Origin of the sequence: Pseudoalteromonas sp. C8 (assembly GCF_011378685.1) — a bacterium.
Lineage (GTDB): Bacteria > Pseudomonadota > Gammaproteobacteria > Enterobacterales > Alteromonadaceae > Pseudoalteromonas > Pseudoalteromonas arctica.
In genome coordinates, this window is record NZ_WTKT01000001.1 from 20,484 (window position 1) to 42,495 (window position 22,012).

21 protein-coding genes, 1 tRNA gene and 1 pseudogene are annotated in these 22,012 nt (G+C 38.5%); 3 read left to right on the forward strand and 20 right to left on the reverse strand.

Annotated features, from left to right (window positions below):
• The first annotated feature begins 268 nt into the window (after nt 1–268).
• Both GQR39_RS00070 and GQR39_RS00075 read left to right on the forward strand, forming a co-directional pair.
• Nucleotides 269–1,141 carry a polysaccharide lyase family 7 protein gene (locus GQR39_RS00070; RefSeq protein WP_165734514.1) on the forward strand — a complete coding sequence of 291 codons (873 nt, stop codon included), beginning with the start codon at nt 269–271 and terminating at the stop codon, nt 1,139–1,141.
• A gap of 83 nt (nt 1,142–1,224) precedes the next feature.
• The gene (locus GQR39_RS00075) at nt 1,225–2,313 is read left to right on the forward strand and encodes a hypothetical protein (protein WP_165734515.1); all 1,089 of its coding nucleotides are present in this window, start codon (nt 1,225–1,227) and stop codon (nt 2,311–2,313) included.
• Between the two features lie 237 nt (nt 2,314–2,550).
• Here GQR39_RS00075 and GQR39_RS00080 read toward each other — a convergent pair whose 3' ends face one another.
• The gene (locus GQR39_RS00080) at nt 2,551–3,081 is read right to left on the reverse strand and encodes a hypothetical protein (protein ID WP_165734516.1); all 531 of its coding nucleotides are present in this window, start codon (nt 3,079–3,081) and stop codon (nt 2,551–2,553) included.
• A 324-nt stretch (nt 3,082–3,405) separates the two neighbouring features.
• On the opposite strand from GQR39_RS00080, the pseudogene GQR39_RS20180 reads away from it, so the two are divergent.
• Nucleotides 3,406–3,573: pseudogene (locus tag GQR39_RS20180) on the forward strand (VOC family protein); the annotation flags it as partial.
• Between the two features lie 370 nt (nt 3,574–3,943).
• On the opposite strand, the gene GQR39_RS00090 reads toward GQR39_RS20180, so the two are convergent.
• The 19 genes from GQR39_RS00090 to lgt form a co-directional block, all read right to left on the reverse strand.
• On the reverse strand, nt 3,944–4,378 hold the full coding sequence (locus GQR39_RS00090) for a type II toxin-antitoxin system death-on-curing family toxin (RefSeq protein ID WP_165734517.1): 435 nt from the start codon (nt 4,376–4,378) through the stop codon (nt 3,944–3,946).
• On the reverse strand, nt 4,378–5,400 hold the full coding sequence (locus GQR39_RS00095) for a DNA-binding protein (protein ID WP_165734518.1): 1,023 nt from the start codon (nt 5,398–5,400) through the stop codon (nt 4,378–4,380). Before GQR39_RS00095 ends, GQR39_RS00090 begins: the two co-directional genes overlap by 1 nt.
• Nucleotides 5,401–5,412: 12 nt before the next feature.
• Nucleotides 5,413–7,230 (reverse strand): restriction endonuclease subunit S, encoded by a 1,818-nt coding sequence (locus tag GQR39_RS00100; protein ID WP_165734519.1) that lies wholly within the window; start codon nt 7,228–7,230, stop codon nt 5,413–5,415.
• Entirely contained in the window at nt 7,230–8,702 is a 1,473-nt protein-coding gene (locus GQR39_RS00105; protein ID WP_165734520.1) for an N-6 DNA methylase, read from the reverse strand. Before GQR39_RS00105 ends, GQR39_RS00100 begins: the two co-directional genes overlap by 1 nt.
• A 118-nt stretch (nt 8,703–8,820) precedes the next feature.
• Nucleotides 8,821–11,277, reverse strand: a complete 2,457-nt coding sequence (locus tag GQR39_RS00110; protein ID WP_165734521.1) for a DEAD/DEAH box helicase family protein — start codon at nt 11,275–11,277, stop codon at nt 8,821–8,823.
• A 353-nt stretch (nt 11,278–11,630) separates the two neighbouring features.
• Nucleotides 11,631–12,515: a hypothetical protein gene (locus GQR39_RS00115; protein WP_165734522.1), complete on the reverse strand. Its 885-nt coding sequence runs from the start codon at nt 12,513–12,515 to the stop codon at nt 11,631–11,633.
• Between the two features lie 8 nt (nt 12,516–12,523).
• Nucleotides 12,524–12,904, reverse strand: coding sequence for a hypothetical protein (locus GQR39_RS00120; RefSeq protein ID WP_165734523.1), 381 nt, complete (start codon nt 12,902–12,904; stop codon nt 12,524–12,526).
• Nucleotides 12,904–13,104 (reverse strand): AlpA family transcriptional regulator, encoded by a 201-nt coding sequence (locus GQR39_RS00125; RefSeq protein ID WP_039484739.1) that lies wholly within the window; start codon nt 13,102–13,104, stop codon nt 12,904–12,906. Before GQR39_RS00125 ends, GQR39_RS00120 begins: the two co-directional genes overlap by 1 nt.
• A gap of 123 nt (nt 13,105–13,227) precedes the next feature.
• Nucleotides 13,228–14,028, reverse strand: coding sequence for a DUF6387 family protein (locus tag GQR39_RS00130; RefSeq protein WP_165734524.1), 801 nt, complete (start codon nt 14,026–14,028; stop codon nt 13,228–13,230).
• 22 nt (nt 14,029–14,050) lie between these two features.
• The gene (locus GQR39_RS00135) at nt 14,051–15,277 is read right to left on the reverse strand and encodes an integrase domain-containing protein (protein WP_165734525.1); all 1,227 of its coding nucleotides are present in this window, start codon (nt 15,275–15,277) and stop codon (nt 14,051–14,053) included.
• Between the two features lie 259 nt (nt 15,278–15,536).
• Nucleotides 15,537–15,611, reverse strand: a tRNA-Arg gene (locus GQR39_RS00140).
• Nucleotides 15,612–15,683: 72 nt separating this feature from the next.
• A complete protein-coding gene (locus tag GQR39_RS00145) occupies nt 15,684–16,352 on the reverse strand; it encodes a FlgO family outer membrane protein (RefSeq protein ID WP_165734526.1) in 669 nt (222 codons plus the stop codon).
• A 7-nt stretch (nt 16,353–16,359) separates the two neighbouring features.
• On the reverse strand, nt 16,360–17,052 hold the full coding sequence (locus GQR39_RS00150; RefSeq protein WP_007583141.1) for a FlgO family outer membrane protein: 693 nt from the start codon (nt 17,050–17,052) through the stop codon (nt 16,360–16,362).
• A gap of 13 nt (nt 17,053–17,065) precedes the next feature.
• Nucleotides 17,066–17,659 (reverse strand): FlgO family outer membrane protein, encoded by a 594-nt coding sequence (locus GQR39_RS00155; RefSeq protein ID WP_007583140.1) that lies wholly within the window; start codon nt 17,657–17,659, stop codon nt 17,066–17,068.
• A 48-nt stretch (nt 17,660–17,707) separates the two neighbouring features.
• Nucleotides 17,708–18,271: an SPOR domain-containing protein gene (locus GQR39_RS00160; RefSeq protein ID WP_165734527.1), complete on the reverse strand. Its 564-nt coding sequence runs from the start codon at nt 18,269–18,271 to the stop codon at nt 17,708–17,710.
• Between the two features lie 139 nt (nt 18,272–18,410).
• Nucleotides 18,411–19,094 (reverse strand): SPOR domain-containing protein, encoded by a 684-nt coding sequence (locus GQR39_RS00165; protein ID WP_165734528.1) that lies wholly within the window; start codon nt 19,092–19,094, stop codon nt 18,411–18,413.
• Nucleotides 19,095–19,436: 342 nt separating this feature from the next.
• Nucleotides 19,437–20,315: a UTP--glucose-1-phosphate uridylyltransferase GalU gene (gene galU, locus GQR39_RS00170; RefSeq protein ID WP_007583126.1), complete on the reverse strand. Its 879-nt coding sequence runs from the start codon at nt 20,313–20,315 to the stop codon at nt 19,437–19,439.
• A 23-nt stretch (nt 20,316–20,338) separates the two neighbouring features.
• Nucleotides 20,339–21,190, reverse strand: coding sequence for a thymidylate synthase (locus GQR39_RS00175; RefSeq protein WP_165734529.1), 852 nt, complete (start codon nt 21,188–21,190; stop codon nt 20,339–20,341).
• Between the two features lie 10 nt (nt 21,191–21,200).
• A complete protein-coding gene (gene lgt / locus GQR39_RS00180; protein WP_007583122.1) occupies nt 21,201–22,004 on the reverse strand; it encodes a prolipoprotein diacylglyceryl transferase in 804 nt (267 codons plus the stop codon).
• Nucleotides 22,005–22,012 lie beyond the last annotated feature (8 nt).

Here is a 22,012-nt window from a genome sequence, read left to right on the forward strand (position 1 = left end):
CTTTTTTTGTAATATTTAATATCAATTACTTCTCCTTCATTTTGTTTTTGTATACTTCCTACTTTACTCACTTTTGTACAATATGACCAAGCACCTTGCCTACCTGCCATAAATGAACTCGTGTTTACAAAAAATTTTTAGTACCAAAGATAAGAACAACTTGTTGTTGCCAATTTGTAAATGAAAAGCTAGCATATTGGACAGTAAGGTTTTCACTTGAAACCTTGCCAAAAATAAAAATTAATTATTACCAATTATGGAAAATACAATGCAACACAAATACACAACAACTATATCTGCAATATCGGTACTCGCCGTGCTTTTGTTAGGTGCTTCATCTGGCAAAGCAATGGCATCATGTAACTACAGTGGTAACGCCCCTAGCGGCTCTTACGCACCAGGATATGTTTCTGGCAATCAACGTACAGAAGTACGAAAAGCTAAGTTACAGGTTGGTCCAAGCTCAACAACTTGCTACTCACAAAGCCAAATAAAAAACAGCAGTTCGAAAAACGACCATTTTTATACAACTTCAGATGGCTCCGTTCTTTACTTTTATGAATCGGGTGATAGTAATAGATCAGAGCTTCGTGAGGAACGCGAGTTTAAAATTAGCGAAAATACATCATCAAGCCGCTACATCCGAATTAATTCAAAGTTTGTATCTAAATCATCAAACCTAGGAAAAGCCATTTTTGCGCAAGTGCACGTAGATGAAAGCGGACAAAAAGGGCCATTAGCCGCACTTAAATGGGCTGCAGCAGGCGAACAAAAAGACGCATACAACAATTCACCTGAAGGGATCTACCTTTCACTTCGCAGAACCATGAACTGCTCAGGAACTGATTGTTTCACACATATTTACGTAGGTAATTACGACGAAACATTTAAAACTTATAGACTTGGTTTATTTAACGGAAAGCTGAGATTAAAGGTCAACAACTCATATATTAACTTGCCACGTAAAGATATTTACGATGAAGACGGTGATGGCAATAAATCAGAAGTAAAAACTGGAAGCTCTATCGATTTAAGAAATAACGCTGACTGGAAAGATAAAAAACTCTACCTCAAAACAGGTGTTTACATAAACACAGATGGTAGCGCAAAAGTAGCAACTAAAAACTTAAAGTTTTATTAAGCGTTAGTTATATGTATAGCTCGTCAAATATACGACGAGCTTTACTTAGCGCTAATATAAATAAATTATGAATAAGCACAATCATGACAAAAAGCAAAAACAAAGCAACAAAATGGCAAAGTAAATCGACTACATTAACGTTGATGGTCCTCGCGTTTCTATGTGGTTATTCTACTGCTTTATTAGGTGTATTTGACTCATTTACGGGAGAAGTTGAATCGTATGAAGTAAAAAACATTCAACAACTCACACTTACTAACCACGAAAAATTAGATACTCGCCTAGCTAATAAAAACCTAAACAAGCCGCCAGAAAGCAAAGTAAAGGTTATTCCAAACCATACCAACGAAAGTTTTGTTAACCCTGTTGAGGCTCACTTTCAAAGCAGTGACACCTACGATGCCATATCAATGTTAAACAAAGTGATTATATTATCTGAAATGGGGAATTATGCTGACCAAGGTGAAATAGCAGAAGCACTTGATTCCTTTAAAAACTTACTCGTCACCTCTGCCGATGAACAAGCTAACTTAATTGATCATATGAGGACACTCAGTTTTGAATCAAAAGAATTTCATCATATTGTATCTATTTTACAAGAACTACCTGAACACCAAGGTAGCCTTGCCTTAACGAGTGTTGCGCTTGAGCTTAGTCAAAATGATGATATTAAATCACAAGAACAGTTCTTATTACTTGCCGCAAACCTAAATAATAATATTGAAAATCCACGTATTCAAACTGCCCTTGCTGATATCGCAATTTACGCTGAAGACTCTGAGCACATTGTTTTAGATGCATTAACTTTATTAAAACCTTTTCATATGGATAACTACGAAAAAGAGCAAATATTAACGCGAATAAATAACCTATTAGCTACTAGCAATACTACTAACCGCAGCCAACTTATTAATAACGCATTAAAATTTAGCAACAGCGAAGAACGCGAGCATATGGCAAGCCAATTTATAGATTCTAACTATGATATTGAAACACGCCATGAGATTTTAAGTGGGCTTCACACTGGCATTGTACCTCGCTCAAATCAGCTCAAAGAACTGTTATTAAACATAGCTAGTAATCAATCAGACCCGCTAAACCAGGCAGCACAAAGCACGCTAAAAGAGTTGTTTTATATTACCTACCAAGAATATAAACAAATTAAAAATTAAGCAGGCAAATACTAATGTCTACAAAACCATTGCAGTGGTAACTCATACCCAAATAGTACAGGTGAGGGTTTACTGCTAAAGCACTTGCACCAGGCATTATTCCGAAAGGGTAAACGGATGTAACCAAAAGCTAGAGCATGCTCTTCTCTAGATTAAGGAGCGCATTCAAAGAACTTGACCCAATAGAGATGAGATATTTTATTGTATTTCCATAAAGCTTCGTAATAGCGCAACAAATTACTTATTTTTATTAAGTAGTATTATTAAATAATTAGGCAGAGGTCGAATAAAATTAAAAACAATGTAGCCAATAACTGCAAAAACTCCCCCTCCAATAATTGGAATGATTGGGCCAAAGCCCATACTTGCCGCAACAGCATACCCCAGAAAATAAGCGGGTTTATAGATCCTAAAAAAAACAGCTGCTACCAGAATTGAGGGTAGCGCTAGCATCGAAACAAATTCTACATAACCAGCATAAAACAGTGCGCCGTTAACGAGTGCATAAAGACCGGCTCCAGCAAGTTGAAACCAAACGTGTTTTGGGTAGAGCTTACCGTACTGTTTATTTATAAGCGTCCCTAGTACCCAGCTCAATACGGGTAAAATTATTACTCCCCACCAGTTGGATATTGCAGGTAAGCTAGAGTCATTCAGTAAATGATGCGAAGGAACGCCGCTGTTGAAGTGCTGGTATGCTAAGTAGGCTACTACGTAGGCAATAACCATAATGACTAGCAATGAACGAGAGTCTTTGGTTTTATACATTTTAAAGCATCCTTGTGATTTATCTGTGATAGTTACTAGTGCGCAAAAAGTCAGTATTGCGATTCTTACACCCTATCACGTCGAAGGTTTTCCACTAATATGGTTTTGTAAGCAAATATGTAATGATGATTATATTTACTCAGAAAATTTGTACTGCGGGCTACGGAGACATTTTTTTGATAAATTACACTATGGTTCTTCACTAAATATAATTTAGTAACTTAAATTATTTAAATTGATTTAAGTCATGTGCAAACAAGTTACGTATGTCGCATTATGGCACTTATCCGTATTTCGGTTTCGATCTATAATCGGTAATTCAGGGTTAATCAATTAAAGTCTAGAGGTATTAATTTCGACCAAGAGCCAACAGGTGAGAGTTATTTATTGCAAGAAGCTGTTTTACATTATCCGTCTGATAATAAAATTAAACTTTATTGGGCAGGTGAAAACCGGCCTAATCCACCTTGGCGTGTGGAAATATGTACCTAACAAACGATTAATGTTGTAACTATCTGTTATGGCAAAGATAGTCTTGAATATAGTTGAGCCACTTTAATAAAAAGGCATCTATGAACTTTTTTAAATTTCAATTTACGCTGCTATAAATGCGCTATACAGAAATTAAAAAAGGAGTAAGAGGTCTAACTTATTGATTTAATTGGTAGCCCCTGCAACCACCAATTCAAAGACTTAATCAATTGATTAATAGTAATATAATAAAAACAAAAAGCAGAGAATGTAACATAGAGTGTAACATAAACTCACTCTCACCTTTTTTAAATACCATTAATGGAAACCCATTAAAATAGTTTCTATTAATTAAGTCGCTATCCGATTTACAAGCTTTTTAAGCCTAAAACTAACCTAATGCTGTGATTAATTCTAACTTCAAATCTTCAGAATATTCATCTTCCATAACAATAGATGAAATTAGTTTTTGTAGCAGCTCTTTAGATATTTTGCCTTCAGCTACCCATACCGTTATATTTTCCATCCGGATTACAAAATCAGAAACACAATAATCAAATCCGTTGAGCTCTAAAAAGTAAGCGCCTAGTACAATACTCGAGCGCTTGTTTCCATCATTAAACGCATGAAACTTATTGATAGCAAAAACTAAATGGTTGAGCTTCTCTTCAAAGCTTGGGTAATACAGGTCATTTTGAATATGCTCAAGAACACTTTCTAATTGCCCAATATTTTTAGTTCCCGATAATCCACCTGATTTATCAATAATCCAATCATGTACATGTATTGCATGCGCAGCATCAAAATAAAGTGTAGTTAAAGGCATTATCTATCCTTTAACCGTTTTAGTACGTCTAACGTGCGGGTATCGGATAGCTGCTCTTCTAGCGAACGGCTTTTTTCACCCAAGAATCGGTCGAAGTCTCCTTGCGGGACCGCTTGAATATATTCTTCAAGTTTATGATGTAAAGCAGCTCTAAAGCCTAAGTCACGGCTTGCCATACGTACCCTCGCGTCTTCAATACTTGGCTTTAAAAAAGGTGACTCTTGTGCCAATAAAATAAGCTGATCTAGTTCCTCTGGCATCAACTTTCGACCTAGGCTCTCAGATTTATTTTTTAATTCCATTGCCAAGCCACTTTCAAAACTAGCAATTACTTTTAATACTTCCACATACATCGTTTCCCGTGTTTTATCTACATCAGCTAAATTTAGTATTTTTTTATACTCAGCTGAATTTTCCCTAAATATAGCTTGGTAGATTTTATCGGTATAAACACCGTATTTATAATTTCCCATATCTAAGTAATCGCGAAGCGCGTCAGTAAATTGCTTACGATAACTTTCTTCCATATAAGCGGTAGGCAAATAATCGGCATCCCTTTGATTAATAAAACGAGTATGCCCCCCTGACTTTTCAGCTACGACGTCTAGCACAATATCAAGTAACCGACTGCGAATAGCTTTCGCTTTTTCACTTTCAGTTATTAACATTGAAAGGTTAAGTAATGATCTAAAGTTAAACACACCTAGACTAGGTGACTTTGGATCTATGATGTCGACGACACTGATGTCGTCGACATAGTTTAATTTAAGTTCTTTCAATAACTTACCTTTTAGTATTCGGTAGCCATTTGACTTTAATTCACCACTTTCTCTTGTTAAGTACCGATCAACCGTGCGCTCATCAATATCTAAAATATTTGCAACTTGCGCTTTAGTAAAAATAATCTCTCCCTGTAAAATCAAACCACCTAACTGTAAGTGTGCTTCTAATTTATCTAAAGCATATTGGTTATTCAGTATATTTTGACGAGCAACAACTGAAGATGTTAAATCTGTATTCATAATATCTCCTACTTAAAGCGCCTGTTCGACTATAGCGTCGGTTAGGTGGAGTTTAGTGGTCTGTGCGTCGATTAAACGGGATTTTAGTTGTTCGCATACCGTTATTAATTCATCTACTTTAGCTACAATGCGGTTTTGCTCTTCTAAAGGTGGTAATGGAAAGCTTAAGCATTGTATTTTAATTATGGTCAATGCGTTATAAGCACTTCCAGACACCCCCCCAGTTACTTGACTCCAAAAAAAAGGGGAATCAATAAATATTTTAAGATAGTAAGTATTAGAAAGTCTATGATGACTAATTTTTGTGATATTTCCGTCTTTATAGTAAAAAGGTCGGTCATCAGCTATCCAATTATTTCCTATGCTTCCACCAATAGACGCAAGCATTAAATCTTGCGGGTATGGAAAACCTAGCATTCCCTTAAGCTCATTATATTGCTCTTCTGAAATAAATAGCTCTGTTGAAATTTCATTACCTTTACCCAACTCACCCACTTCTTTTGATCTAAAGAAAGGAACTCCACGTGCAACATAATCTTTAACATGTATTCTTTTACTGGAAGAAACATCGAAAGCCTCACCAAGTCGAATAATCTCCCACCCTTCGGGTAATTCAAACGGTTTTTCTTCGTCGGTGATTTCTGGCAGTGGTTTTTGCTTTTTGATTTTTTTGTCTTTAATCAGTTGGGCTTTTTCTGCTGCTATGCGCTCTAGGAGTTTGGCGGCGGGTTCATCAACAGGGTTTTGTGGGACGAGTTTGCCCATTACGGCTAGTTGTAAAATAGTCTGTTTTAGCGTGTCGATGCTGGCGGTGGTGGTGAATAGCGTGTCGAAGTGTTCGCTTAAACGTTGCCAGTTTTGTTGGAGCTGTGTTGTGGCTTGTTCGGGTGTTGCGGTTTGCTCTGGTACTTTCAGCAAAGCCTCTAACAGCACTTCAACTAATGTTTGATGTGCCGTAATACTGTTTTCAGTTTGAGCCTCAAGCGCATCACACAAGCCCATTAACTCATCGACTTTAGCAACAATACGTTGCTGCTCAGTTAAAGAAGGAGTTGGCACCAAGAACTTAGCTAAATCAGCCGCAGATAAATTTGGCTGTGCCGTACCATTATCATACTTTTTTATTGTTCGTGCCGACAGTGGTGAGTCAAAATACATTAATAGGTATTTTGGTAGTAATGCTTTTTCAGTGCGAACAATAACTAAAGACGAAGCTATGGCGCCGGACTCAAAGCCTTCGACTAATGCTGATTTACCTAAAGAACCTCTTAAACAAAAAAGAATATCGTCGTTGATAAATTTACCAGCCCTTAATAACTGAAAACGTTCATCTGTAATAAAAGTCATTTCTCCTTTAGCGATCCTGCCCGAAATTAAATGGCCAGCATTTACAAATGGAATACCTGATTCGACTAATAGTGATTTATTTGGATAATTTTTACTTCTATCACCATTCTCAAGCAACGTCAGCTGGCCTAGCCTTTTAAACTCCCACCCTTTTGGCAATTCAAACGGCTTTTCATCTTCACTAATCTCTGGCAGTGCTTTAGGCTTTTTGATTTTTTTATCTTTAACCAATTGTGCTTTTTCATCGGCTATTCGCTCAAGCAATACTGAAGCTGGTTCGTCGTTTGGATCTTGTGGCACTAATTTGCCACGCACTGCGAGCTCTAAAATAAGTTCACGGAGTTTTTTAATGCCATGAAGTGAAAACTTTTTAGATGATCCACGCCCTGCTGACGACTTTTGCTCAATAGCAGTCGTCCAAATATCTAGGTGTTCGGTAATTAACTGCTCAGCGCTTGTGTTTGGTGCTTTAGTCTCAGTCATTACTTGCCCTCAGTATCTTTTGATAGGGCCGCTGACAATATGCCTTTAAGCTGGTCACGCAGTGCTTGTATGTCAGCTTGTTGCTTTGAGTAGTCGGCTAATAACTCTTCTGGGTCGTGACTGATTACCTCGCCTACATGCGGGTTTTTAATATCGAGGTTGTAGTTACGAGCAATAATATCGTCGATTGATACTTTCCACGCTTGCTCGGTCTCTGTACGGCTAGCAAAGCCGTCTGCCTCATTGCCCCACCATTCGAGTTCAGTTTTAAACTCTTCAAACTTCATTGGTTTGGTTTTGTTATAATTTTTAACCCCTGCTGGGTATGGGTGCTCGTAAAACCACACGTCTTTGGTTGGCGTGCCTTTAGTAAAAAACAATATGTTAGTTTTAATACTTGTGTACGGGGCAAATACGCCATTAGGTAAGCGTACTATGGTGTGTAAGTTACATTCCTCAACTAACAGCTTTTTAATTTTGGTTTTAACGCCTTCACCAAATAGGGTGCCATCTGGCAATACAACCGCCGCGCGCCCTTTAGTGTTGAGCACTTCTATAATGAGTTGTAAGAACAAGTCGGCAGTTTCGCGAGTTTGCATGTCGCTTGGGAAGTTTTTTTCTATGCCGTCTTCTTCGGTGCCGCCAAACGGAGGGTTGGTGATGATTACATCTACTTGGTCATCCCAGCTTGAAAGTGGCTTATTTAGGGTATTACCGTGTTTAACTTGTACCGGTACCTCAATGCCGTGAAGCATCATGTTGGTAGTACACAGTAAGTGCGGAAGTTGTTTTTTTTCTACGCCGTGTATTTGCTTTTGAAGTATTTGGTGGTCATCGCCCGATTTAACATAGTTTGCTTTTACATGGTCGAACGCACACGCTAAAAAGCCACCAGTACCACAGGCGGGGTCCATGATTGACTCGCCTAGTTTTGGGTCGGTTACCGCCACTATAAATTTAGTAATGGCGCGGGGGGTGTAGAATTCGCCCGCGTTGCCTGCGCTTTGTAGGTCTTTTAGTATTTGCTCGTACAGGTCGCCAAATAGGTGACGCTCTTTTGAGTCAGTAAAGTCTATTTCGTTTAGTTTGTTGATCACCTGGCGTAGTAGCGTGCCGTTTTTCATGTAATTAAAGGCATCGCTAAATGCTTGGGTTACTACATAGCCGCGTGGGTTTTTATCTATGGGTGCTGTTAAGTTTTTAAGCTCAGGGAATAGCTTGTCATTTACAAACTCTAAAAGCTCATCGCCCGTTATGCCTTCATTATCTGCTGCCCAATTGCGCCATAAAAACTGCTCTGGGATTGGCTCGCGGTAGTCGTCTAATTCAAGCTCTAATTCTTCTTCTTGCGCGTCGAATACTTTTAAAAATAGTAACCACGACATTTGACCAAGGCGTTGTGCGTCGCCATCGACACCGGCGTCTTTACGCATAATATCTTGAATAGACTTAATAGCTGAACTGATAGACATAGTATTCTCTTGTTTGATTATTTTTATAAACAGCGGCTAAAAGCAAATATGAAAGCTGTTTATTTTGATTGGTTTAATGATTTTCTGTAGTTAATACACAACGACAGCAAAGGTAAATTTAGGCTGTTTTAGGCGTTGGCATTTGGTAAATTTCGGCTTCGAGCTCTTTAAGCGCTTGCTCGTATTGTGCTTTGCCACCAAAGCCATTCTTGATGATTTCTTTGGTGTTACCTATATCTGTAAATGGCGCAACTTTTAACGCTTGTATAGATTCAATTTCTTGCACGCCTACATCTGCGTATTTTAACAGAAGGTTCTCAAGTACAGTGTGTGCGGTACCCGAATATTTAGTGAAATAGTTACGCTTTTGTACGTTATCTGCGCGCTCTTTACGGGTTAGTGGAGGTTGGTCGTAAACTACATGGCAGATCATATCAAATGGGTCCATGTCTTTGCCTACTTCTTCCTCAAGCGCTGACCAAATAATCCCTTCTTCGGAAAGCTCGTCGATGATTGCTTGTTTGCGATCTGACTCGTTCCAACGCTTTACAAAGTCGTCAAGTGAACTGAACTGCTTGTTCATGGTTTTACGGGTGTAATCTATAAATGACTCGGTAACAAGTTTACCGTCGGTATCGTAATACTGGACTCGCTCTGCCACTTTATTAACGGTAACACCCGATACTCGGTACTTAACCATTTTGTTAGTTTCGTCGTCCCACTCACCATCAAGCGAGCCATCGCCTTTAGGGTCGTTAATTGTGTCGTTATTGGCATCGGTTGTATCGTCAGTGGTTTGGTCGCCAAATACGTTGTCTGGTGTTTCTGCGCTGGTTGTATCATCTTGTGATTCAAGATCAACGTCTTCGTCTTCAATATCAGTGGGCGTTACTTTTATTATTTTTTCTGGCGTGCCATCAAAGCGTTCATCGGCAAATAACTCGGTGGCTTTTTTAAAGTCGAGTATGGTAAACCAAAGCTTGCCGTAGCGATCGTCAATACGGGTACCACGTCCAATAATTTGTTTAAACTTGGTCATTGATTGTATGTTTTGATCAAGCACTACTAGCTTACAGGTTTTAGCGTCTACCCCTGTGGTCATAAGCTCTGAGGTGGTAGCAATAACTGGGTATGGACGTTTAGGGTTTATAAAGTTGTCGAGCTGGCCCTTACCTAGTTCGTCGTCGCCGGTGATCTTCATCACGTATTTATCGTTTTTTGCCATTTGCTCTGGGTTTAAGTTGGCAATGGCACGGCGCATACGTTCTGCGTGATCTATGTCGTTACAAAACACTATGGTTTTAGCCATAGGGTCTGTACGTTTTAAATAGTTGGTAATGGTTTCTGCCACCAGCTGTGTTCGCTCGTCAATTACCATTGTGCGGTCAAAGTCTTTTTGGTTGTATATGCGGTCTTGTATTACTTCACCGTTATTATCAACCTGCCCTTTTGTTGGTCGCCAGCCTTGTAGGTCAACATCAAGATCAACACGTACCACTTTGTATGGCGCTAAAAAGCCATCTTCAATACCTTCTTTTAGGGAATAGGTATAAGCGGGGTCGCCAAAATAGTCAGAGTTTGATACTTCCTCTGTTTCTTTTGGTGTTGCGGTTAAGCCAACTTGGGCAGCACCTTTAAAGTAAGTGAGTATTTCGCGCCAAGCGCTATCTTCACTTGCGCTACCACGGTGGCACTCGTCAATAATAATGAGGTCGAAAAAGTCAGGGTCTACTTGCTTAAACGCTTTTTGAGATTCTTCTGGCCCCGTTAGCGCTTGGTATAGTGCTAGGTGTATTTCGTAAGCAGGATCGATTGTTCTGCCGGTAATTTTGGTCATTGAAGTACCAAACGGCTGAAAGTCATTTATACGAGTTTGATCGACCAATATGTTTCGGTCGGCTAAAAATAATATGCGTTTTTTAGCGCGTGACTTCCATAAGCGCCAAATGATTTGAAACGCGGTATAAGTTTTACCGGTTCCTGTTGCCATAACAAGGAGTACGCGGTCTTTACCTGACGATATAGCTTCTACTGTTTTATTAATCGCTTGGAGCTGATAGTAACGCGGGTGTTTACCGCTACCATCGTCATAGTAGGCTTGGTTAATTATAGGGAGTTGCGATTCGGTATAGCCTTTATAGGCACAATACTTAGCCCAGAGTTCTTGAGGTGATGGGAAGTCTTCTAAGCGTATTTCGGTTTCAAGGTTATGCGCATCAGGCGTGCCTAGCTTGGTTTTATCGTGGAAAATAAAGCCATCACCATTAGAGGCGAATATAAACGGCACATCGAGTAGCCTGGCGTAATCTAAGCCTTGTTGTAGCCCTTTACCTACCTCGTGCTTATTGGCTTTAGCTTCAATGACAGCAAGCGGCATACTAGGTTTATGGTAAAGCACTATATCAGCCGATTTAACCGTTTTACGTACACCAAGTTGCCCACGTACGATTACTTTACCGTCACGTAGTTTAACCTCTTGGCGTATTTGAGTTATGTCGTCCCATCCTGCGGTTTTAACTGCTGGTAGAATAAACTTACTGATTATATCGGTTTCGCTGAGCTTTCTTTTATCCATAACTTAAACCATCCCTAAATACTACGCTATGAGTGCGCACAACTCGTTGATTCAACGCGTTTCATGCTATTTAGTGATGCTATATAAAATACGGTTAATAAGCAAAAATAAAAGGTAAACTAAATTATGAGATATTAAAAAATAAAATTGTAACTTCTATATAAAATAGAGAAGAGGACAAATCGTTTATTTACCGCTTTTTATGTTCCGATAAAATAAAAAATCATTATTCTATCATGTACTTATAAATATAATTGTTCCGCTATTTGTTCCGCGTTGTTCCGTTTATAAAAAGCGTTTTTAGAACAGGTAAACGAGTGATATTTTTGCAATATTAAAGTTTACAACAACTGCTAAGCATTATCGTAATCATCTAGCCACTCGGCTACAGTTTGCTCTTGTGGTTTTCGTTTTAAATATACTTCCTCTTCTTGCTCTATAGAAGGGGGTATAGCTTTACCTTTTACCGCACTACCTTGTTTACTTATACCGTGGCTATGAAACTCCGTATTATTTAATGTCCGTGATTCACAATATCCGTAGTTACTCATACTCGTAGTCTCACCATTTTCTGTGCCTTGGTATATGTGGCTATTAGCATTTTCGCTGCCACTGTTTAATGCCCCATAAACATGCCCCGCTATATTGCCACGGCTAAGTGCCGCAAGAGTGCCACCGTTTTGCCCTTCGCCTATCGCTAAAACGCCACGATTAACCGCTTCTATAATTTGCTGATATGTTATATTTGCTAAGCAAAGTGTTTTAGAGTCGAGTTTATTCCCTTTTCTTATCTCTGCTTGCCAAAGGTAGTTTTTCATAATATTTATTTTTTTATAAAGTTCACTTGGCCTTCTTGGTTTTGGTAAGTTTGAGCAACTCCAGAATTTGAGTAACGCTCCTTGTGCTGGTGGATTAAAAAGTTTTCCATTTAAGCGCCCTGACTTTTTTTTACGATCCAATGATACGTTAAAAATTGTGTAGTAATCTTCGTGGGAACTCAAATCAGTAAAGCTCATTGTTAGCCCATCGTATTTACTCAAATATCGTCCAACTTTAAACTGTCTAAATTGGTATATAGGCTGTGCGATCACACAGCTTAACTGGCTTAGTAAAGTGTTTTGATAGATGTGGAGCCAGTCACTAGGAACCGGCTTTCCACTGTTGGGGGTAATATTTAATTTGCCGTTTATGATACTAATTACATCACCACGGTTAATTAAGTCATTAAGCTTAACCATATAACCTCCTAGCTTCCCAGGAGGTGCATTATTGGCTTTAAAAGTTCAGCTGTTTGCTCTGGTGTGAACTCAGCTAATTTGCGTTTAATACGGCTTTTATTTATGACTTTTATGATGGTTTCAGCAATATCTAATGAGCTAAAACTATATTTTAAATGACCACCGATACCATCTGAGTTTGGTATTTTTTCGCGTGTAAATGTAAAATCATACTCACGTTCAAGATCTGTAAAGTAATTTCTGCCACTGGATAAACCGGCATTACGTAAAATATCTAATTCAGTCGCACCTTCAGGATGAGCAAGAATATATAAGTTAGCTCGCTCTGTTTTAGACTGCGGCTTTTTAGGAGCAGGGCTTTCGGCGTTACTACCGCTTACAGCACACATTATGCTGCCCCTTTGTAGATGTTGCTACATGGTAGTTTCTCGACCCAGCGTTGAATATCACTTTCAAGCCAACCAACTGAGTTTAAACCTAGCTGTTTTCTTTTTGGAAATACACCTAATCGCTCTTTGCGCCAAATAGTAGAACGACTCAGACCGGTGAGTTCTGTTACTTCTTGGAAACGTAATATTTTGTTGTTCATGGGGATTCGCCTTGTTTCGTTTTAGTTCAAGGCGAATGTTAGAGATTCAGAAAAAATGAACGAGAGTGAAATAAAAATATTTTTTTTAACTAAAAAATGGAATTATTAAAATACCCTATAAAATTAATAATCAAAATTTCTTGTAGATTTTTGCACTGAAAAGTCTTCACTCAAAATTATATCTAATAGGTTATTAACCTTGCCATTTCTGTTTGCTAAGTCTACTTCACCAATCTCACCATCAGGAAACACACAAGTGGCCATAACACTCTTTGTGATAGTAACATCCATATCCCTCTCCCAAATCATCAGATCTAAAAATGGTATTATTCTGTAATCTCTTATTTTTTCAATTTCAGCAGGCTTAATAAAGCGTTTCTTAGGTTCAGAAATATTTAAATCTTTCCTCCACAAAGGCAGGTGGTGTTTGAGCGCCATTAATATTTCATCATCGGTATAATTATCTAAACCAATATTACAAATAATAGAAGTGTCACCCATAAAATCTGAATAACTAAATTTAATTATTTCTTGCTCATTATCCTTAGCTGATAACTTTTGCTGATTTTCTTTTTCTTTAAGTCTTGAGTGGTAGTGATCCAACATAGCACAAGGAACAGGGTTAACAGCTTCATTTGAGCTAAGTACTTTGAGTTGTTGCTGTTTTAACTCTGAGCGCTGAGATACTTTGGGGTCCAAAGGTTCGTTGTTAAATGATTGCTCAGTATCTGGTTGGCCATTCAATATCTCACTCCATATAAATGAATTACCAGATTTATCGATTCGCTCTTCACCCGCATGTTCGTATATGCAAGTTCGCATAATTACTTCTTCTAATAGAGCAATATCATCTATATTTCTAATGTAATCATAATTGTTGATATCGAACCAAGGTATATCTTTCCTTGACTTTATTCGTTTCAAAACCATCTCCTTAAATTACTTTTTAATGCTGATTACCAGTAACAGAATAATTTCCCCTGCTCGCTTCTTCAATATGTTCAGACCACCAGCACATCATTTTTCGCCTGCGTTTTAGGTAGTCGGTTCGGTTATAAGCAGCTCGTACTTTGTTTTTATCTACATGGGCCAGTGCCGCTTCAATTACATCTGCGTCAAAGCCAAGTTCATTTAATGTTGTACTTGCTAATGCTCTTAAACCGTGAGCTGTTTGTTTGCCCTTTAAACCCATACGCCTTAGAGCCGCGCCTAGTGTTTCTCGGCTAAGGTGCTTTCGAGGGTCTTTATCTGCTGGAAAAACAAATTCTCGATGGCCACTTATTGGTTTTAAATATTCAAGTAAAACTATAGCCTGGGGTGTTAGTGGCACTGAATGAGCTTTGCGTTTTTTCATACGCTTAGCAGGTATATTCCACTGTTTATTTTCAAAGTCTATTTCATGCCACGCAGTACCGACAGCTTCACCAGGACGAACCATTGTATGTAGCTGCCACTCAAATAAACATCGGGTCATTAACTTGATACTGGCATTATTTACAATACTAATGAGCTTTGGCAGTTCCTCTGGTTTAACACATGCCATACTTTTATGAGTAGCTGTATCAAACGCTTTACTAATACCGCTTAGGTTATTAGATTGCACTCGGCCAGTGTTGATAGCAAACTCCATGACCTCATTAATCCGACGACATATGCGGCCTAGAATATCTAACTTGTTAGCAGCCGCTAATGGCTTTAGGGTTTCAATAGTAAGCTGTGCCGATAACTTGCTTACTGGTACCTTACCTAAATACGGGAAAAGATGAAGCTCAAAGCCGCGACGCAAATTAAAAGCATATCGCGCGCTTACTTTTGGCTCTTTTAAGGCTATCCACTCTCTAACAACTGCTTCAAATGTATTTTTAGCTTCAGCAGCTTTATCGTTAGCAAATGCCTCTTTATGCTCTTTAGGATCAATGTCCTTTGCTAATAAAGCTCTGCCCTCAGCTCTGCTTGTGCGAGCATCAGATAAGGTCACATCTGGGTACATACCAAAACTAATTTGAGCTCTTTTTTTAGTGTAGGGTTTAGAGTAAGTGAATAACCACATTTTTGATCCATTGGGCTTAACTCGAAGAGCAAGGCCCTTGCCATCTGCCATAAGATATTCTTTATCTTTTGGTTTAGCTTTTTTGATTTGCGTGTCATTTAATGGGGTAACTAATTTAGGCATTTAACGCTCCACTGTCGAACGGGCAACCAGCTCTTAGAAAATAAGAAAAACCTAAAATTTCTTTTCTTTCTTTAATTTTCATCTGGTTACACATTTATGTTACATCAAGAACTCAAAATTGGTTCGGTGTAACATCCAGTGTAACTAAAAAAATGAGCTGTGGCGATACCCCATGAAACAACATGAAAGCCTACAGGCCTTTAAAAATAGTACATAGTGGTTTTTTTGAATTGCGGTGAATTACCGTGAATAGTGTTTTTGGTAGCCCCTGCAAGAATCGAACTTGCAACTGCCCCTTAGGAGGGGGCCGTTATATCCATTTAACTAAGAGGCCACAAATAAGCTGTGTGCTTAGAGATGTGAATTATAACGGCATCTGGTTTTTTATATCAAGCAACAACTGAACTTAATTGCTTGATAAGTATATATCTTCTTTATTTAGTACATAAATTGGGATTAGTTTTCGACTACTCGCGACGATTTTTTTTGTATGCGCGTTAATTACACGTGTATTTACAACAACAGCATCACTGCGATAAATTAATGTACCCGCTAATACATGACTCGCCATTTGATCTTCGCTAAGCTTTTCAATATCACGCGAAAAAGCAAAATCACCACGACTATTTACATCTATTGTTTGGGTTGTTTTAAAATCAACCACGCCATAACCAAACTTTTGTAACTGATGAATTAACGTTTCAGAAATTTGATTACCCAATTGATTACTTTTAGTAAGCGATGAATCAAGATCGACCAAGGTAGTAACAGCAATATTAATATTGGCGTCGGTATCACTTTCAAACTCAAGCGTATCAACCAAATCAAGCGCCATTTGCTCTACATAGTTAGCAAGTGTTTTATGGTGCTTAAGTGGTGTAAATTGATTGCCGTTAACATTATCTTGAGTTGATTGTTGTTGGGCTGTTTTAAGCATGCTTGCTAAGTCATAATTTACTTGTGTGGTTGAAGATGCATTCATTTCAGCACTTTCACTATTTTGAGTAAAGGCACAACCTGCTAAGTTAACTAAAGCAAAAAAAATGATAAAGCGGTTAAATAATTTACTATACATAATTATCTCACTTGCTTGCTTGTTTTAACATTATGCCATCAGTGCGATAGCTACTATTAAGCGCATCAACAACCGACTGTGGAATAAACCCTTGTGCAGAACCTACTACGGCCTTACTTTCTAGCCCAACAATACGTGCATTAACAAGTACACCACCTTGATGGTTTACAAGCGTACCGGCTAGTACATATTTAAAGTTTTGATCTTGATTTAGCTCTAAATAGTCGCGACTAAATACAAAGTCGCCTGTTGAGGTAACACGCATATAATCAGTTGTTTTAAAATCAATAACGGGTACACCAAAGCTGTGTAATTCATGCATGAAGCTTTCTGCAATTTGGTTTCCTAGTAAGCTACCATCGTTGTAGTCTTCATCTAAAAAAATAAAACTCGAAACAGCTAACGGTGTTTGTTCACTTACATACTGTAAGTTTTCAACCATGTCTTGCATTATGCCGCGCACATAATGGTTAATATTTTTGCGCATTGGCGGTGTTGCTTTTGTGTAGTTATCTTGTGGAGCCATTCCTGACTGAAATAAGTTATCGTCAGAAACAGGCGCTGCAACGTCGCGTTGGTTACTCACCAGTTGGTTGCTTTGCTCACTTTGTGGTGTTGTGGTGTCTGTATTCATTGTGCCTAGTATTTGAGAGCAACCAAAGCCCAGTGGTAAGCATAATGTAATTAATAGGTTTTTCATTTTGTGCTCCAAATTAGTATTCGCTTCGGTATAAAAGTCCGTCACGCTGCTGAATTTTCTCATTGCCCCACATTACATTAATTGGGATCTCGGTACTTCCCGCAGAGAGCACCTGTTTATTTTCTATATTCACAAGCCGTGCATTAACTATGTATGCATGCTGCTGACGAGTCACTGTTCCTGTGATAACTAAGTCAATATTTTGGCGATTACGTAATTTACTTAAATCGCGACTTAAAATACTATCTGAGTTTTCTGATAAAGAGAGGTTATTCCCAAGTCTGTACTCAACGGTGTGATAACCCAGTTGAGTAAATTGTGTAAGCAGACTTTCTTGGATCTGCTGACTTAAGCCTGAGGCCTGCCCTGTCACTAATTTTGTATCTAGTGCATCTGCATAAAAGAAGCTACTAACGCCAACACGTGCATTAGCATTTAATGCTCCGTTTAGGTGGTTAAGTTGCGACGTTAAATTAACTACATAGTCATTAACCGTAAAAGGAGCCATGGCTGCTTTAGGTGCATCTGTAGGCACGCTTGGTTCTGGCGGCGGCACCAAGTTACAAGCAGCTAAATTTAAAAATAATAAAGGCAGTAAAAGGCGCATAATTGCCATCCTCTTCAAAACATACTGAGGATGAAGCAATTTGTATGCCTATATCGTACTTCTGTAAGGTTGTTGAACATAAGAGCTAACAAAACATGCTACTTGTTGCTTTATAAGAGCTAAACAATCATTTTTCGCATCCGCTGAATTTCTATAAGCACCTAACTTCAATCGATAAAAAGTTGTGTTATTAACACTTACGGTTTCTACATTTATCTCAGTAGATAAGATGATATTTTGTGGTGTTTTTTCTTGGAATTCGCTGAGCTTCTTTTTCAATGCATCTTTATTTTTAAAAGCGGCAATTTGCAAAGCAAACAATGCCGAGTCAGTTTTTAATATACTTTGGTTATTAACTACATCATTTACACGAGTATTTAGAACATCAGAATCATTTAGTTGTTTTAGATTAGTAGCAAGCTGCGTTAATTTATTTTCTAACTTGAGTAGCTGCTCTACTTTTGGTTGAGAGCTTTCCCATTGTGCCGCAAAGCTTTTGAGCGGCTCCAAATCAGACTTTTCAATAAGAATCGGTTGCTGTATTGCTTGAGCCATATTAACTTGTTGAGATGAGTTACATGCAGATAAAACAAGTACACCCATTAGCATCATGCATTCTAAGCTCCGTTTTAAAAGCATTTTCCTTCCCTGAAATGACGTTGTTTTATGGGGTCATATACTCCCTAAGCGTATTTAATTATGAAGGGTGTATTTTATGGATAAACAGATTTTAAGCAAGTTTCTATTTTAACTACAGCCTTACTGGCTTATCGGTATAGTTACTTACTATGCAATCGAGTTTGTACAACTTGAATACGTCACAGTCTGCTTTTGCATTTTTAAAGTTTTGGTAAGAGCCAAGTTTTAGCCTGTAAAACATTTTGTCGTTTATTTTGGCGGTTTCTACGTTAGTCAATATTTTGTCTCTAAACAACGGTGCTGCTTTAGTATTTAGCTCTTGCCATGCTTTAGCCACACCTTGCTCTGAGTCAACCGAAGCTACCTGTAAAGCAAATACATGTTTAGGTTTATTTAATTTTACAGTTTGTTTTTTATTACTGTAATTTTGTTTAACTTGTTGGCGTGACTTAACATTGCGTGTGTTTCGTGGTGAGCGTACAGACTTGCTGCTATACCCTTGATTAGACTGCGCAATAGCTTTGCTGTTTATAATATCGATATGATTTACGAGGTAAGTTATTTCTTTTTCTAATCTTAAAATTCGCTCTATACCTTCACGAGCTTGTTGCCACTGCATTGCGGCATCTTTTAGCTGTGCAAGTTCAAGGGCTGTAATTGATACGTAGTCAGGCGAGTTGCTTTGAGGCTGTTCATCAATGGTTTTTATTTCAGGCGAGACGCTGCATGCTGTACCAAATAAAAGCATTAGCAAGCTAAGTAAAAGCCCAATGTTATTTTTTTTATATATAAACATGTATTAGTTGTCCTGAAAGCAGTGTTTTTACACTACATTTCAGTTAAACATTCTCACAAGAAAGCGTTTAACTTTATTTAAGCTGTGAGCTATAAAACTTAGCTCTTCGCATGCTTGTCAGTATTTCGTAAAACACAACGCTGCATACTCCACCCCTTCCTTGAGAGCATTATTTAATACAAATTCAATGCCAATTAACACAAACTTTACAACATAAATAACAATATGTCTGTAATGACTTAAAAACTTTTATTTTAGAGCTATTCCTTTTCTTATTTTGATCCTAATAAAACTCATAAAAAAGGCGCCGATATAGGCGCCTTTCATGTTTTACGTTAACTGTTAAATCAGTTTTTTAATAAATGATTTTAATTCATCGGCAAATTCATCGCGACGAAGTGCAAACTCAATCGTTGCTTTTAAGTAACCAATTTTACTTCCACAATCGTGGCTACGGCCTTTTATAGCGTATGCATCTACTTTTTCGTGTTCCATTAACATCGCAATTGCGTCAGTTAATTGAATTTCGTCGCCTGCACCTTGCGGAGTTTTTGCAAGTAACGGCCAGATATTTTCGCTTAATACGTATCGACCCACTACAGCTAAGTTTGATGGAGCTTCATCTACTGGCGGCTTTTCTACCATATTAAGAATTGGCGAGCTTTCACCTTGCTTTAAGTCAACATCACCTAAATCAACCACACCAAACTGGTTCACTTGTGCCATTGGTACTGGTTCTACCATAATTTGGCTGTGCTTAGTTTTCTCAAAATTAGCGATCATTTCTGCTAAGTTATCTTTTTTAAGATCGCTCTCTACATCATCAATAATTACATCTGGCAAAATAACTACAAACGGTTCGTTACCAATAATAGGCGCTGCACAACTAATAGCATGGCCTAAGCCTTTTGCTTCACCTTGGCGTACGTGAATAATGGTTACGTCTTTAGGGCAGATTGCTTGCACTTCGGCAAGTAGTTGCCGCTTAACACGCTTTTCTAAAGTAGCTTCTAGTTCAAAACTTGTATCGAAGTGATTTTCGATTGAATTTTTACTTGAGTGCGTTACTAACACTATTTCTTTAATTCCTGCAGCAACGGCTTCGTTTACTACATATTGAATTAAAGGACGGTCTACCACTGGAAGCATTTCTTTAGGAATTGCTTTAGTGGCTGGTAACATACGAGTACCAAGGCCCGCTACTGGGATCACTGCTTTCATTTTATGTTTTCCTTAATCTTTTATTATACTGAAAATGGATATTGAATCACTTCATGGCATTGATAGCCTGTTACTTCAAAGTCGTCTCGTGTTACCCACGTTTCTATGTCTTCTAATGATTTAATTTTTGGATTAATTTTTAACTGAGGTGATTCAAATGGCTCACGCCTTAACTGCACGTCTCGCATCAGTTCAAGTTGGTTTTCGTAAATATGTGCATTAGCAATTTTATGATACGCCTTACCCGCTTTGTGGCCGGTAATTTGAGCCACTAACGCAAGCAACACAAAACACTGAATTTGATTGAAATTAAGGCCGAGCGGTACATCACAGCTTCGCTGGTATGACGTTAAGTATAGCGTATCGCCAAGTAAGGAGAAAGTGTGCGTATGCATACACGGGCGCAAACAACCAAGCTCAAACTCACCTGGATTATAAAACGTGATTATTTCACCACGGTCATCAATGCCATTTTTTAAGTTATTAATAACTTTGGAAAGCTGATCAAGCGTTGAGCCATCTGGACGTTGCCAACCACGGCCTTGTACGCCATAAACACGCCCCATGTCATCCTCACCTTTACGGTTAGGGTTATTGAGCCATGCGTTGTTATCGTTAGCGTTGGCATCCCATGTTTTACAGCCAATCTCACGAAACTGCTCAGCGCTGTCGTAACCGCGTAAATATCCTAGTAACTCAGCAATCGCTGCTTTGTAGTAACTTTTGCGCGTCGTGATCATTGGAAACTTATTATTAGCCACATCGTATTCTAAATCGGCATTAATAACGGTTAAACAACGCGTACCTGTACGTTTGTTTTCGACCCACTGACCTTCGTCAACAATACGCTGACATAATTTTAAATATTGTTTCATGTTTTTCTTATTATGCCTTAGCTGTTTTAACGTGTTGTGGTTGCTTATATGCCCAAATTAATAAACCTAAACCACCCACTATCATAGGAAGTGACAATATTTGTCCCATTGAAATAAAGTCGGCAAATAAACCTAGTTGTGCATCGGGTTGGCGGAAATATTCAATACAGAATCTAAACACGCCGTAACCTAATAAAAATACACCAGCTACGCTGCCTGCTGGACGTGGTTTTTTAATAAACCATTGCAGGATTAAAAACAGTACTAAGCCTTCAAAAAATGCTTCATATAATTGCGATGGGTGACGCGCAAGCGGACCGCCCGTTGGAAATACCATTGCCCATGGCACGTCAGTAACTCGGCCCCATAACTCACCGTTTATAAAGTTACCAATACGCCCTGCTAAAAGCCCTACAGGAACAAGTGGTGCAACAAAGTCGCCTACTTGAAGCAGTGACTTTTTACGCGTCCACGAAAAAATTGCGACGGCGGTTATAACACCAAGTGTTCCACCATGGAACGACATACCGCCCTGATCTATTCTAAATAAATACAGTGGGTTTTCTATAAAATAACTAAACTGGTAAAACAATACGTAGCCAATACGCCCACCTAGTATTACCCCTAACATGCCGTAAAACAGTAAATCGCTTACTTGGTCTTTAGTCCAACCCGAATTTGGCTTTGACGCTTGACGATTAGCAAACCACATCGCAAATGCAAAACCTATTAAGTACATTAAGCCATACCAACGTACGCTTAGTGGTCCAACAGAAAAAATAATTGGATCAATTTGAGGAAACTCAAGTGCCATAAAAAATA